Genomic DNA, 13,170 nt, shown 5'->3' on the forward strand with positions numbered 1-13,170 from the left:
CTCTGTTACTGAGCGGCATTCTGTGCAGATGCGTTGTCTTGCCGGGCATGATGAAAATGCGATAATAGGGAACGCAATGCAGCGGGTCTAAGCGGCTTGTGTAAAACCGTGACATTTTCGTCCTCAGCGCGCTGACGGACTTCCTTTGAGCGATCGGCTGTCAGGAGAATGGCGGGTATCTCGACCTGAAAGGTTTCGCGCGCAAAGCCGATCATATCCAGCCCGTTTTCATGTAACAGATGATAGTCTGCGACGATCACGTCGGGAGCGGCGTGGTCGGCACAATAGTTTTTCAATTCTGTTCCGCTGCGTAGCGTCGTGACGCGGCAACCCCACCCACGAAGCAGCGTTTCCATACCCGATAGAATGCTGGCATCATTGTCGATGCAGAGGACGTCAAGCCCGGTCAGTTCCAGCGCCCGTTGCAAGCCGCGACGGTTTTTCACTTCATCGGCGGGCACTTTTTCCTGCGAAATTGGAATGCGCAGGGTGAACATGGTTCCCTTATCGGGCGTAGAGGACAGAGATAGCGGCAGCGACAGCAGCCTTGCGATACGGTCGACGATGGAAAGGCCAAGGCCAAGGCCTTCTGCTTCCCGCATCCCCTCATCCAGTCGTGTGAACTCCCGGAAGACAAGTTTCAGCTTTTGCGGAGGGATGCCTATGCCGGTATCGAATACCTGCAACTCTACAAAGGAGCCGCGACGCCGGACGCCGAGCAAAATACCGCCCTTGCGGCTATACTTGATCGAATTGGAAACAAGATTCTGGATCAGGCGCCGCAGCATGTTGCGGTCCGTTTTGACGACGATGCTTGACGGCACAACGCGTAACTTTAGCCCTTTGGCGGCTGCAAGAGGCGTAAAGTCGGTAGCAATCTGGCTCATCAGCTTGTCGAGGCGGAACACTGAGACGTCGGGCTTGAGCGATCCGGTGTCCAGCCGGGAAATATCCAGCACCATACCCAGGATGGCTTCCACGGCTTCCAGCGAGGAATCGATATTGCGCGCGAATTCGCTGGTTTCCGAGCGTCCGAGTTTTTCAGCGAGCGCGGTGCTGTACAAGCGTGCCGCATTGAGCGGTTGCAGAATGTCGTGACCGGCAGCTGCCAGAAATCGCGTCTTTCCCTGATTGGCTTCTTCCGCAGCGGCTTGCGCCTTGGCGAGCTGCTGGTTGACGCGTGTCAGTTCTGCCGTGCGATCCGCAACCCGCTGCTCCAGCATTTCTGCTGCTTTCTGGCGTGTGACATCGGCTTCGACTGCCGCCGTGATATCGGTATATGTCGCGACAATGCCACCGTCCGGCATCGGATTGGATTGAATTTCCAGTACTTTGCCGGTCGATTTCATGTTGATGCGCCATGGCTGGCGCACAGCAGCGAGCGAGCGGATAACCCCGTTCTGGGCGTTGAACGATATATCGCCGCGGCGGTGCAGTTGTTCCACGATTTCCGAAATGGGTATCCCGACCTGCATCACTTCATCGGGAAGATCGAAAAGCTTGCGGAACTGCCGGTTCCAGAATGTCAGTCTCAGATCCTTGTCGAAAACGGTAATACCCTGTTCCATCTGATCGAGGGCTGTCTGCAGCAGATTGCGGTTTTGCTGCAAGGCGGTCGAAGCGTCATCGAGCAGCTGTCGTGCATCGCGCCCGGACGCCTCATTCTTCTGCAACAACAATGATAGGACAAGGCGGGCCGACGCAGAACCGACAGCCGTGCCGAGAAGCTGCTCCGCATAGCGGATCAGTGGCGTGTCGACGGTCATGCCTGGATCGAGACGCCGCTGTTCTCTGCCTTCAAAGCGAAGAAAGGCGCGTTCGACGCGTTCAGCGCCGAGATAGCGCGCCATGGTGGCTTTCAGTTCCGCGACCGTGACGGTGGTACGGAAGCGCTTGAGTGTCGGTGTGCCGATGAAATAACGCGGCAGGAAGATACTGGCCTGAATGCGTTCGAGCGGTGTCGAGGCGCGTGAAAGGGAACCGAGGATGTAGAACAGCGTGTTGGCCGCAAGGCTCCACAGCACCCCATTGGTCAACGGGAGCGCATTGGTTCCGAAAAGCGCTTCTGGCCGCAGCGCCGTAAAGCCAAGAAAACCGTCGCGTAGGATGGCGGCATTTTCCGGCGCCATCGTTGGCAGCAATAGTGTGTAAGCCCAGACAAGGAATCCGGCTGATAGCCCCAGCATTGCACCGCGTCCATTTGCATTGCGCCAGAACAAACCGCCGATGAAGGCGGGAACGAATTGCGCAATTGCGGCAAAGGACACGAAGCCGATCGAAGCCAGATGGATGTTGTTGGAGGTAAAGCGATAATAGGCGAATGCCAGCGCCAGAATGCCGATAATGGTGAGGCGGCGCGTGTTTAGAATGACCTTGGTGAGGTCGCGTTGTTCTGCAGCCTGTTGCTTTGCCAGTCGTCGGATAAAAAGCGGCAGCACGAGATGGTTGGAAATCATGATCGAAAGCGCAACACAGGCGACGATGACCATCGCGGTTGCTGCCGACAATCCGCCGAGAAACGCCACCAGTGCGAGCCAATGGGCACCCGCTGCCAGCGGCAGTGCCAGAACGTATAAATCTCCGCTGACATTGGCTCCGAGCGTCATCACACCAATCAGGGCGATGGGAAATACGAAGATATTGATGAGGACCAGATAAAGCGGGAAGAGCCAGGAGGCTGTTCGCAGTTCTTTTTCACTCCGGCTTTCCACCACCGTCACATGGAACTGTCGCGGCAGCATGATGATGGCGGCGGCACTCAGTGCGCTTTGCACGATCCAGGTGCCGATGGATGTCTGGTAGTGGAACGCTTCCAGCGCTTCCGGTGATTGGGAAATCTGATTGATGAGCTGCGATGGAGCGCCGAACAGAAAGAAGGTGCAGGCAAAACCAACGGTCAGGAAGGCGCAAAGCTTGATGACCGATTCCAGAGCCACAGCCAGGATGAGGCCGTTCTGGTGCTCCGTGGCGTCGGTATGGCGCGTACCGAAGAGGATTGCAAAGACAGCGAGCACAGCGGCAACGGGCAGCGAAATATCGCCGAATATGAACACTGACGGATCGACTGCCGATCCATAATGCTCCATGACCAGCCCGACACTTCCGGAAACGGCCTTGAGCTGGAGAGCGATATAGGGGATTGAGCCGACGGCTGCGATGCAGGTCGCGAGAGATGCTACACCAAAGCTTTTGCCGTAGCGGGCAGCGAGAAAATCGGCGATTGAGGTGATATGTTCGGACTTCGCCAGCCGCACGATATGCCGCAGCAACCGGTTGCCGAGCGTAAAGACGAGAATGGGGCCGATATAGATCCCGAGGAATTCGAGGCCGCGCTGAGCCGACAGGCCGACCGAGCCGAAGAAGGTCCATGACGTGCAATAAACAGCCAGGCTGAGCGCATAGATATAGGGGCGTGGGGCACTGTTCCAGCGCGAGGTGCGCCGGTCGCCGATGCTGGCTACCGCAAAGAGCAGCAGCAAATATAAAAAGGCGGCGCCAATGATACCCCAGCCCTGCATAAGCGGCTTATTCCCTCACTCCTCGATTATGATTTGACGCAAGCACTTTCGGCAGGTTCGTGCAAGATTAAAGCGCATCCCAAAAAGTGCGAAGTGGTTTTTGGATAAGATGCGTGTGGGAATAAATTGATAGAGCATCTCCAGCGATTCCAGTGGAACTGGAGCCGCTCTGTTGATGAAAAACAGTGCATTTTCGCTGCTTCATCTTTTCTTTGGTAATTTTCGCCTACACACTAGAAGTGTGATCCTGAAAAAGTGCACGTCACTTTTCAGGGTAGCATTTGAAATGGCAAAACGTTTTTCAGTTTCGTATTCGGAAAGTCGGTTTGCCATCCACTGCCAGTTTATCTGGTGCCCGGGTTGATTTGGCGAACGCCACCGCAGCAGGACGGCCCCAACGGTCCGCGTTCGTGAGGGAGACAGGCTTATGCTAAAAGAATTCAAGGAATTCGCCCTGAAGGGCAACATGGTCGATCTGGCCATCGGTGTCATCATTGGCGGGGCGTTCGGCGGCCTCGTCAATTCCATCGTCAACGACATCATCATGCCGATCATCGGCCTGATCACTGGCGGTATCGATTTTTCGAATATGTTCATTCAGCTGGCAGGTGAGCCCAAGACCACACTGGCAGCTGCCCGTGACGCCGGTGCGACGATTGCTTACGGTAACTTCATCACGCTTCTCATCAACTTCCTGATCATCGCCTGGGTGTTGTTCCTTGTGGTGAAAGCGATGAACCGCATGAAGAAGAAGGAAGAAGCAAAGCCAGAACCTGAAGCACCGCGCGAAGAGGTCCTGTTGACCGAAATCCGCGATCTTCTGGCAAAGCAGAAAGCCTGATTGATTCAGAACGGGTAAGTGAAAACGGGGCCTTATGGCCCCGTTTTCTTTTGATCCATAAGTACGCTTGATCGGACCATCACAAAAAGCCGCGTGATTTCGCTGGCTGGCCTTGATAAGCACGAAATCAAAATCGAAGTTCAACGCGGGGAAATCATGACGCTCATAGCCAATCTTCGTCGGGAAGCAGCTCAATCACCGGAAAGCGGGATTGTGGCGGTTGCCAATCACGGGCGCGCGCGCGAAGGGCTTATTCCGCTTTGGGTCGGCGAGGGCGATCTTTCGACGCCCGATTTCATCCGCGCTGCGGCTCAAAAAGGTATTTCTGACGGCGAGACCTTCTATACTTGGCAGGCTGGCATCCCGGAACTGCGGGAGGCGCTGACTCGCTATCACGCACGTCATTTCCCGCTGCCCCTGAAACCGGAGAACTTCTATGTCACCGGTTCCGGTATGCACGCCATCGAAATGGCGCTGACCGCAACCGTTGGATCGGATGAAGAAGCGATTTATCTTTCCCCGGCCTGGCCCAATTTTGTTGGCGCAGCGGGGCTGGCAGGCGCTGTTCCGGTTCCGGTCGAGCTGGAATTCGGTGCCAATGGCTGGATGCTTGATCCCGAGAAGATCGCAGCCGCCATCACGCCGCGCACAAAAGCGCTCTTCATCAATACGCCGTCCAATCCCACTGGCTGGACGGCGGACCGTGAGACATTGCAATTCATCCTTGATCTTGCGCGCAAGCATGGTCTCTGGATCATCGCCGACGAGATTTATACCCATTTCTATTATGGTGGCGGTCGCGCTCCGTCCTTCATGGATATTATGGAGCGGGATGATCGCATCATCTTCGTCAACTCGTTCTCCAAGAACTGGGCGATGACGGGCTGGCGCGTCGGCTGGATGACAGTGCACCCGTCGCTGGGGCCGGTCATCGAGAATCTGATCCAATATTCGAATTCCGGCGTCGCACAATTCATGCAGCGTGGTGCCGTTACGGCTCTCGATGAAGGCGACACCTTTATTTCGATGCAGGTTGAACGGGCACGCTCTACGCGCGACAACCTGTGCGCGGCGCTGTTATCGACCGGTAAAGTTCGCCTGACGCCTCCACAAGGGGCGTTTTATCTTTTCTTCGGCGTGGATGGTGTCAGGGATTCTGTCAAGGCAGCCATTGATATGGTGGATAATGCGAATGTAGGGCTGGCGCCTGGCAGTGCTTTTGGCCTCGGGGGCGAAGGCTTCTTCCGCCTTTGTTTCTGCCGCGATCCGGAGCAGGTGGACGAAGCCGCAAGGCGGCTCGTGAGCTGGATTGAAAAGCTCTGACAAAAAAGGCCGCTTCAAGCGGCCTTATTATTTGAAAATTCTAGAAATTGTCAGCCGCCAGCTTTGGAGACCATCAGCGGAATGATCCGCTCGGAGCTGGCTGGCTGCGAAACCGTCGGTTCGGCGTAAGGAATGCCCAGCGTATTCCAAACCTCCAGCAAGGCATCCTTGAGGCCGTCAATCAAAGCGTCGTCATGCAGAGGCGATGGTGTGATGCGCAGCCTTTCCGTGCCACGCGGTACGGTCGGGTAATTGATCGGCTGGATATAGATGCCATGCACTTCCAGCAAACGGTCACTGGCTTTCTTGCAAAGTTCTGGATCGCCGACCAGAATAGGCACAATATGCGTTTCCGACGGCATGACAGGAAAACCAGCTGCAGAAAGCACATCCTTGGCGCGCTGGGCCTGACGCTGCTGGCCGTCGCGTTCCACCTGCGAAGTCTTGAGGTGCCGGATGGCTGCCGTCGCGGATGCAGCCACTGCCGGTGGCAAGGAAGTCGTAAAGATGAAGCCCGGTGCATAGGACCGTACGGCATCGACAATTGCGCGCGAACCGGTGATGTAGCCGCCGAGAGCACCAAAAGCCTTGGCCAGCGTGCCTTCGATGATATCGATACGATGCGCCAAGCCATCGCGTTCGGTAATGCCGCCGCCACGCGCGCCATACATGCCAACAGCATGAACTTCGTCGATATAGGTCATGGCATTATATTTGTCGGCCAGGTCGGCAATTTTCTCGATTGGTGCGATATCACCATCCATTGAATAGACGGATTCGAAAACGATCAGCTTTGCGCGCGCCGGATCGGCGGCCTTCAAAAGCTGTTCCAGATGTTCGACGTCATTGTGACGGAAAATCTTCTTCTCCGCACCCGAACGACGCACGCCTTCGATCATCGAAGCATGATTCAGTTCGTCGGAAAGGATAAGACAGTTTGGCAGTAACCGCGCAATCGTGGAAATCGAAGCTTCGTTGGAAACGAAGCCCGATGTGAAAACGAGACCGGCTTCCTTGCCGTGCAAATCGGCGAGTTCGTTTTCCAGTTCGACGAGCGGATGGTTATTGCCGGAGATATTGCGCGTACCGCCGGAACCTGAGCCGGCATTGCCAGCCGTATCGCACATAGCCTTGATGACATCGGCGTGGTGCCCCATGCCGAGATAGTCGTTGGAACACCAGACGGTGATTTCACGGGCAGTGCCATTGTTGCGCCAGATAGCTCGGGGGAAACGTCCGACAATGCGTTCAAGATCTGCAAAAACGCGGTAACGCTTCTCGGCGTGCAACTGGTCGATCGCTTCTTCGAAAAAACGGCGATAGTCCATAATGCGCTCCTTAGTCTGTGCCCTAACTAGCGCTTTTGGCACTTGCCGTCCATGGCGCATTGATGGGCAATTTGCCACGTTTGAGTGAAGCAGCATTGATTGAAATCAAGCAAATAGGCTCGACACCCAAAATAGTGGCGACCAATTTTCCATCACGAACCATGACGGAATATCGCGCAGAGTGATCGGCTTTGACACAGAGTTGCTCCAATGCGGCGCTAGGAACTACGGGCGGGGTTTTTAACATTCTTTGAAGGCCCGCACCTTTATGAAACCAACGCACACGATGATGAACTACCCTGCCTCGACGACAGGGGATTGGACAGCATATTGGCGTGCTTCACCGATGCGGCATCTGCGGTTGCGATGGCAGCATGTGCAGCTTTCGGTTCCGAACCGCAAGAACAAGGCAAACTTGATTGCCAGGTCTGGAAGTTTCGAGGCTTTGCATCCAGACGACCTGCCGCTTGTCTGCGTGGTTCGTAATGCTGCACCCTACATGAAATCATTCCTGCGTTACTATCGCGAGATGGGGGTTACTCGTTTCATCGTGCTGGATGACCGGTCTGACGATGGCACGACCGAAATCTTGTCCAGTTCGAGCGACGTTGATTTGTTCTCTTCGAGTGTACGATATGCACAGGCCGACCGTGGGCGTGCATGGCGCGACGCTCTGTTCAATCTCTACGGGCGGGGACGCTGGTATCTTTCGGTTGATGCGGACGAGTTCTTAGTATTTCCCAGAATGGAGCAGCGGAATATCCGTTCATTTATCACCGAGCTGGAGCAAAACGGAATCCGTCGGTGTCTCGCCCCGATGATCGACATGTATCCCGGCGGTTTGTTGCGAGACGGGATCTTCGTCGACGACGGAACCAAATATCCGTTCGAAGTTTCCTCACATTTTGACGGTGACGGCTATACCGCGACACCAGAGAAATTTGGGGTCGCTGTGCGTGGTGGACCGCGTTTACGCCTATTCGGAAGGAGTATGCGGCTTTCAAAATTCCCGCTGATATGGGTCGACAAAAAAACGGATTACCGCCGGGGCAGCATTCACGGGCCGGGGCCGTGTTTCCGGAACTTCCTTCCGGCAACGGGGGCTCTTCTTCATTACCGCTTTTCGTCGCTTTCTCTCAGCGAGTTCAAGCGTATTGCATCGGAAAAGAGCCATGCGGGCGGTGCTGAACATTACAGAGCAATCATCGAAAGCGAGCGTTTCACGGATGACCTCTCGCTCGTCTATGAAGGCTCGGTCCCATACACAGGTGCCGATTGTCTGGTTCAGCGCGGCTTCATGGCCGATTTGGGCGACATCAAGCTTGGAAGCAGGCCGAAGTGCCGAGTTAGCGCGTAAATGTCTTGCGCAGAAACTGCAGCAATATGTCATTGCGCCTGATTGTGAGGCGTGGGATGCCGAACGGATCGTCAGTTGATCGTGCGCGGCGCTTTTCGGTCGTTGTCGCGTTTGTATATCCTGCCGCTTCGACAATTTTGCGTGTTGCTGCATTTTCTCCGCCATAAGGATAGGCGAAAGATGTGACTTCACTGCCGAGCAGGTCTTCGATCTTTATGCGCGATTGCTGTATTTGCGATATGGCTTCCTGCTCGTTTGCTTCCGGCAGGAAGATGTGGTCGAGCGTATGGGAGCCGACCTCGTGACCAAGATCCGCCCATTCGCGCAATTCGGCAACACCCATGCAGTTGGCGCGCGCAACGCCGATCTTCTGATCCCACAGATTGAAGCCGCCGATCTGGTTGGCGACGAAATAGTTTGTGGCCGTGAAACCGAATTCCTGCAGCACGGGCAGGGCGTTGTGGAAAACATTCTCAAAACCGTCGTCAAAGGTGATGACGGCGACTTTGCCCTGCTTCCCGCCGTAGATGTACGGCATTGCATCACGCACCGACAGGCCGCGATAACCCAACCGCTTCAGCCAGGACATCTGCTGGCGAAAGCGATCTGGATGCACGGTCATGCTGCGATAGGGCGCGCGGTGCGCGGGGGGTACGTCAATCTGGTGGTAAAGCAGAATCGGAACGGGCACGGGAAACCTCAGAGATCTGCGCGCGAGCGCGATTTTATCTTCCAGCGATAAAGCGGGCGCAGAATTTCACGCTTCAGCTTGTCCGGCAGGGAGCGCGATTTCTGGATGGTGCTGCCGCCAAGGCGCACCGAGATTTCCTTCACTCCGCCCGGAAGGACTGACAGCGGTTTTAGCCCGGTGACCCAGTTCATCTGAGCTGTGGTATCGACCGGGCGGTCGAAAATTTCTGTGGCCGATAGCAATCGCTGCGCGGCTTCACGCCCGATAAGCTGTGCAACCATGCCAAGACCCACCGGCACTGGCTCGATGATCCGCGAAGTTTCCGTTGTCAGTATTGCACGCCCGCTTTCCCGCTCACGAAACGGAAAGCGGATGAAACTATCGATCTTGAGAACCTGACATGCGGCGGAATAGGCTGCGGCAAATTCCGGCGTCAGTTCCACGTCGTCTTCGAGGACGAGACCGGCATCCAGTCCCTGATCAATGATCGCCTGCCAGGCCTTTCGATGTGAAAGAAAACACGCGATTTCGTTCGTGCTGAGCTGGAATGGATAGTGGGGCTTGTGCGCAGATCGCCGATAGACACGGCTGATCGTTTGCGCATCGAGCGTGCGCCCGTCAACGGCGTTCACCACATCCGTCTTTACCGGCAGCTTTCGAATAAGTTCTTCGACTTGCGGCTGTCGGTCGGTGGCGCGCTCCAGATGGATGATGAAAGCCTTGACGGCCCTCTGTGGGCCGTCATTCGGAGTGATGTCGGGACGCGTTTCGTTCATGGTCCCTATCTACCTTGCAGCGCGCCAAAAGCTCAAGGTATTTTGCAAATCAGACCGGCTTCCAGCCCGGCTCGACACTATCGGCTTCTGCCCGCCACAAATCGGCATAGTCGACGTTCTGCCAATCCTTGAACCACGGGCCGCCGCGCGTGTAATGCACGACTTTCGGCAGCCCGGTTTCCGGCTTCTCGTTCCAGCCTTCCAGCCAGTTGTAGTCCGTTGGCAATGCGCCGATTTCATCATCGGCAGCCCATTGCATACGGTGCAGATAAGCGCCGGTTTCGCTGTTGACCAACTCCGGCGTCAACTGGCGTGTCGAGGGATGTTCGCAGTTGAACAACATGCAGGAGGACCAGTTCTTGCGCGGATAGCTGGTCTGTACCTTGCCATCCATTTTCACGCTGTCTTTGGGTTGATAATCGTGCTGAACGCAATAAACGGCCTTCGAAGGATCATTGTAAGATTGGAGACCAGCAATATCGCCAAGGAAAAGGAAGTCGCAATCGCAGAAAAGCGCCCATCCCTTATAGCCCGCAAGCCATGGCGTGAAAAAACGCGAATAGGTAAACTCTGTCGATGCCAGCGGATCGACGTCCCGTGTGTAGACCCCTTCATCGACAAGGTCCTGCAACTTGATCGGTACGATCTCCAGCGGGATAGAGGAATATTTCAGTGCTGATGCCTTGGCGACTTCATATGCGATGGGTTCGCGAGAATCCCACCCGATGAAAATGCGTAACGGTTCACTCATTCATATGCTCCTTCAAAGAGATTGTGTCGTGATCGTCCCCACGTTTTCTGCCGGAAATTATAATTATGTGCGCGATTACTGGATGAGGCTGATGCGTCCGGATTTGACCTTCTGCTCAACCCAACTGCGCTCATCTCCCCAGGTGTGGCGTTTCCAGCCTTCCCAGGTGAAGCCGCAGATTTTCACGTCCCAGCTTTCCTCCGGACATTTTCCGAGCATGTACCAGATGCCAAAAAAGCCAGTGCTTGGAAAGGCTTTGCTTATATTCTCGTCGGTTACGCCCAGCTCTTTGCACCCGGCCAGATAGAATTGGGGTGGCATGATCCGGATTTCCTTGCCTGCGGAACCAACGACTTCGATGGTTTGCATGGTCCAGTCTCCGCGCCTTCCCTTGAGGCGAGAGAGGAAATTGGGACCGGGGTGATATTTGCGGATGATGCTTGGATGATAAGCAAGCATCACTTCCTTGGCCGCCTTGAACGTCGGTGTTTGTACGAAGCCCGGATCGCGCAGCCGTCGCTGCATGGGCTTGCTGGACGTCGCCAGCATCAGGAGGTCCGTCCGGGTGCCGCTCATGCCGATAGATTGTTTGGGCTCATTGAAACGGACGACAAAATCCGCTGCATCTACTTCGGCAGAAAGATCGCGCGGTAAAGGCGCGTTGCCGACGATGAACAATGTCTTTTTCATGCACTCCAACTTTAATTAAAGCGCATCCCGAAAAGTGTGAAACGGTTTCGGACAAGATGCGCGTTAAAACAAACCATTAGAGCGCCGATCTGATTCAATCAGATCGAAATGCGCTCTTGAATGAATCGGTGCCAGCTTCGACATAGAAGATATAACTAAATTAGAATTACATAATGATTACAATATTGGGAGACTATTTTCTCGGCGACATCGGAAATCCGGGTAAAGCGCTAGGATTTCGCTGCAATCACGGCAGCCATGCAGGATATGCACTTCTCAAAAGGTGGAGAAAGACGGAAGCTCATTGTTGGGAGGAAGATAAAAAAGGGGATACCACCATGAATCTTCGCACCCATTTCCATCGCTGGATGCAGTATCGCGAAAATATTCGCGAATTGAGCGGCTGCACAGATCGCGAGCTTTCCGATCTAGGCCTTTCACGCACCGATATTCATCGCGTCGCACGCGAAGCCGCTTTTGCCTGACGCAACAAATCAGAGCCGGTTTACCATCTCGGCAATCGGCCCTGCTTCAATCTGCAAATTCTTCGAAAACTCACACGTCACCCGGCTTCTTGAAGCGGATGTGGATGTTATCGCTTGCGAGATCGAAGCCTGCATAGTTGCGTTGAAAGGCAATGAGCGCATCGTTGACGCCCTTTGAAAAATCGTCTTCCTGCACGTCGATATGGTGTCGGTAGAGGATTCTGTCGTCCTTATAGAATATAACCTGACCTTCCATCATAGCCTCCTTCTGATAACGCGCAGAGCAGAAATCCGTCGGCGGTTTCAGGCGTCGCGCGCTTTGAAACGGGTGGGTAGAGCAGCGTCTACACACGGGCCTATGGCTGAAGAGGTGCCAAGGGCACTTATCCAGTCGGTATATCTATTTGAAATAGGCGATATGGCGGGCGTTTCAAGATGAAGTGGTGCCGGTTCCGGCTTTGCTCAGCTCGAGCCATGCACGAGCCGCGTGAGACAGGAATGCCCCTTTTCGCCAGATCAGTGCCAAATGCCAGTTCACATTGGCACCTTTGATCCCGTGGATGCGCACGCCCGGGTGATACCGCTGTTCCGCGATCATTTTCGGCAGGAAGCCGATACCCATGCCTGCCGCTACAAGTTCAACGATGAAGTCGATCTGACTGGAGCGGACCGCAACGTTTGGAGAGAATCCATGCGAACGACATGCATCAAGGATGATATGATTGAGGGCAAAGCCGCTCTCGAAAAGGATGAACGGCAAGCTGGCAATATCCTGCAGCGAAACGCCGTCGCCATGTGCAAGCGCGTGGTTTGTCGGAAGCAGGGCCACAACCGGTTCGCATCGCACGTCCTGCCATTCGAAGCTGTCTTCGACGGGCAGAAGCGACGCCGCGAGTTCTACATCTCCGGCAAGCAGCAATTCTTCCAGCCTTCTGCTGCCATGCTCAACCAGCTGAATGTCGATTTCCGGATAGAGCTTCGTATAGGCCGCAAAGACGGGAGCGAAAAGCACACTGGAGCCAATGGGTGGCAGGCCGAGTTTCAGGAGGCCGCGCTTGAGGCCGCGCAACTCGCCCAACTCCGCCAGCATGTCGTCTTTTTCCGCCAGCATGGCAATCGCGCGACGGAAGACAATCTCGCCTGCTGTCGTGAGGCGAGAGGGCGAGATTTCACGATCCAGCAGAACCAACCCCAATTCGTCTTCAAGCTGTCTGACCGCCTTGCTGACGGTGGACTGGGTCGCGTTGATGGTTTTTGCGGCGGCGGAAAAACCGCCCTGCCGCACCACTTCGACAAAAGCCTGGAAGCTGCGCAAGTTCATGAGCCATTCTATTATCGAATAGCTGCAATGAAATCAATTCATTTCTAGAATATGGCGCAAAGGCCTATATCCATCGATGAAAATGCATC

12 protein-coding genes are annotated in these 13,170 nt (G+C 55.0%); 4 read left to right on the forward strand and 8 right to left on the reverse strand.

Going from position 1 to position 13,170, the window contains the following annotated elements:
* Positions 1-5: 5 nt before the first annotated feature.
* Positions 6-3,518, reverse strand: a complete 3,513-nt coding sequence (locus tag HWX93_RS08525) for a PAS domain-containing hybrid sensor histidine kinase/response regulator (protein WP_109986036.1) — start codon at positions 3,516-3,518, stop codon at positions 6-8.
* A 427-nt stretch (positions 3,519-3,945) separates the two neighbouring features.
* On the opposite strand from HWX93_RS08525, the gene mscL reads away from it, so the two are divergent.
* Both mscL and HWX93_RS08535 read left to right on the forward strand, forming a co-directional pair.
* On the forward strand, positions 3,946-4,359 hold the full coding sequence (gene mscL, locus HWX93_RS08530) for a large conductance mechanosensitive channel protein MscL (RefSeq protein ID WP_006471056.1): 414 nt from the start codon (positions 3,946-3,948) through the stop codon (positions 4,357-4,359).
* A gap of 156 nt (positions 4,360-4,515) precedes the next feature.
* Positions 4,516-5,682 (forward strand): pyridoxal phosphate-dependent aminotransferase, encoded by a 1,167-nt coding sequence (locus HWX93_RS08535; RefSeq protein ID WP_109986263.1) that lies wholly within the window; start codon positions 4,516-4,518, stop codon positions 5,680-5,682.
* A 50-nt stretch (positions 5,683-5,732) separates the two neighbouring features.
* On the opposite strand, the gene hemA is transcribed toward HWX93_RS08535, so the two are convergent.
* Positions 5,733-7,010, reverse strand: coding sequence for a 5-aminolevulinate synthase (gene hemA, locus HWX93_RS08540; RefSeq protein ID WP_109986037.1), 1,278 nt, complete (start codon positions 7,008-7,010; stop codon positions 5,733-5,735).
* 268 nt (positions 7,011-7,278) lie between these two features.
* Here hemA and HWX93_RS08545 point away from each other — a divergent pair, with 268 nt between their 5' ends.
* Complete coding sequence (locus HWX93_RS08545) at positions 7,279-8,367, forward strand: glycosyltransferase family 2 protein (RefSeq protein WP_176037144.1); 1,089 nt, start codon at positions 7,279-7,281, stop codon at positions 8,365-8,367.
* Here HWX93_RS08545 and HWX93_RS08550 read toward each other — a convergent pair.
* The 4 genes from HWX93_RS08550 to HWX93_RS08565 all read right to left on the reverse strand — a co-directional run bounded on the left by HWX93_RS08550 (position 8,357) and on the right by HWX93_RS08565 (position 11,275).
* Positions 8,357-9,058, reverse strand: a complete 702-nt coding sequence (locus HWX93_RS08550; RefSeq protein WP_109986039.1) for a polysaccharide deacetylase family protein — start codon at positions 9,056-9,058, stop codon at positions 8,357-8,359. The two genes, HWX93_RS08545 and HWX93_RS08550, sit on opposite strands and share 11 nt — an antisense overlap.
* Before the next feature lie 8 nt (positions 9,059-9,066).
* Positions 9,067-9,834 carry a glycosyltransferase family 25 protein gene (locus HWX93_RS08555; RefSeq protein ID WP_109986040.1) on the reverse strand — a complete coding sequence of 256 codons (768 nt, stop codon included), beginning with the start codon at positions 9,832-9,834 and terminating at the stop codon, positions 9,067-9,069.
* 49 nt (positions 9,835-9,883) lie between these two features.
* Positions 9,884-10,585: a glycosyltransferase gene (locus HWX93_RS08560; RefSeq protein ID WP_109986041.1), complete on the reverse strand. Its 702-nt coding sequence runs from the start codon at positions 10,583-10,585 to the stop codon at positions 9,884-9,886.
* A 75-nt stretch (positions 10,586-10,660) separates the two neighbouring features.
* Positions 10,661-11,275, reverse strand: a complete 615-nt coding sequence (locus HWX93_RS08565; protein ID WP_109986042.1) for a glycosyltransferase family 29 protein — start codon at positions 11,273-11,275, stop codon at positions 10,661-10,663.
* Positions 11,276-11,613: 338 nt separating this feature from the next.
* Here HWX93_RS08565 and HWX93_RS08570 point away from each other — a divergent pair, with 338 nt between their 5' ends.
* Entirely contained in the window at positions 11,614-11,760 is a 147-nt protein-coding gene (locus HWX93_RS08570) for a DUF1127 domain-containing protein (RefSeq protein WP_010658239.1), read from the forward strand.
* Positions 11,761-11,830: 70 nt separating this feature from the next.
* On the opposite strand, the gene HWX93_RS08575 is transcribed toward HWX93_RS08570, so the two are convergent.
* The gene (locus tag HWX93_RS08575) at positions 11,831-12,016 is read right to left on the reverse strand and encodes a hypothetical protein (protein WP_104756125.1); all 186 of its coding nucleotides are present in this window, start codon (positions 12,014-12,016) and stop codon (positions 11,831-11,833) included.
* Between the two features lie 174 nt (positions 12,017-12,190).
* Positions 12,191-13,081, reverse strand: a complete 891-nt coding sequence (locus tag HWX93_RS08580) for a LysR family transcriptional regulator (protein ID WP_109986043.1) — start codon at positions 13,079-13,081, stop codon at positions 12,191-12,193.
* Between the last annotated feature and the right edge of the window lie 89 nt (positions 13,082-13,170).

This window comes from Brucella tritici (assembly GCF_902825325.1).
In the GTDB taxonomy this organism is placed as follows: Bacteria; Pseudomonadota; Alphaproteobacteria; order Rhizobiales; family Rhizobiaceae; genus Brucella.

Coding starts and splice junctions, on each gene's coding strand:
- HWX93_RS08575 (WP_104756125.1), bottom strand. CDS start 12,016: ATGGAAGGTCAGGTTATATTCTATAAGGACGACAGAATCCTCTACCGA.
- HWX93_RS08525 (WP_109986036.1), bottom strand. CDS start 3,518: ATGCAGGGCTGGGGTATCATTGGCGCCGCCTTTTTATATTTGCTGCTG.
- hemA (WP_109986037.1), bottom strand. CDS start 7,010: ATGGACTATCGCCGTTTTTTCGAAGAAGCGATCGACCAGTTGCACGCC.
- HWX93_RS08545 (WP_176037144.1), top strand. CDS start 7,279: ATGAAACCAACGCACACGATGATGAACTACCCTGCCTCGACGACAGGG.
- HWX93_RS08565 (WP_109986042.1), bottom strand. CDS start 11,275: ATGAAAAAGACATTGTTCATCGTCGGCAACGCGCCTTTACCGCGCGAT.
- HWX93_RS08535 (WP_109986263.1), top strand. CDS start 4,516: ATGACGCTCATAGCCAATCTTCGTCGGGAAGCAGCTCAATCACCGGAA.
- HWX93_RS08555 (WP_109986040.1), bottom strand. CDS start 9,834: ATGAACGAAACGCGTCCCGACATCACTCCGAATGACGGCCCACAGAGG.
- HWX93_RS08560 (WP_109986041.1), bottom strand. CDS start 10,585: ATGAGTGAACCGTTACGCATTTTCATCGGGTGGGATTCTCGCGAACCC.
- mscL (WP_006471056.1), top strand. CDS start 3,946: ATGCTAAAAGAATTCAAGGAATTCGCCCTGAAGGGCAACATGGTCGAT.
- HWX93_RS08580 (WP_109986043.1), bottom strand. CDS start 13,081: ATGAACTTGCGCAGCTTCCAGGCTTTTGTCGAAGTGGTGCGGCAGGGC.
- HWX93_RS08570 (WP_010658239.1), top strand. CDS start 11,614: ATGAATCTTCGCACCCATTTCCATCGCTGGATGCAGTATCGCGAAAAT.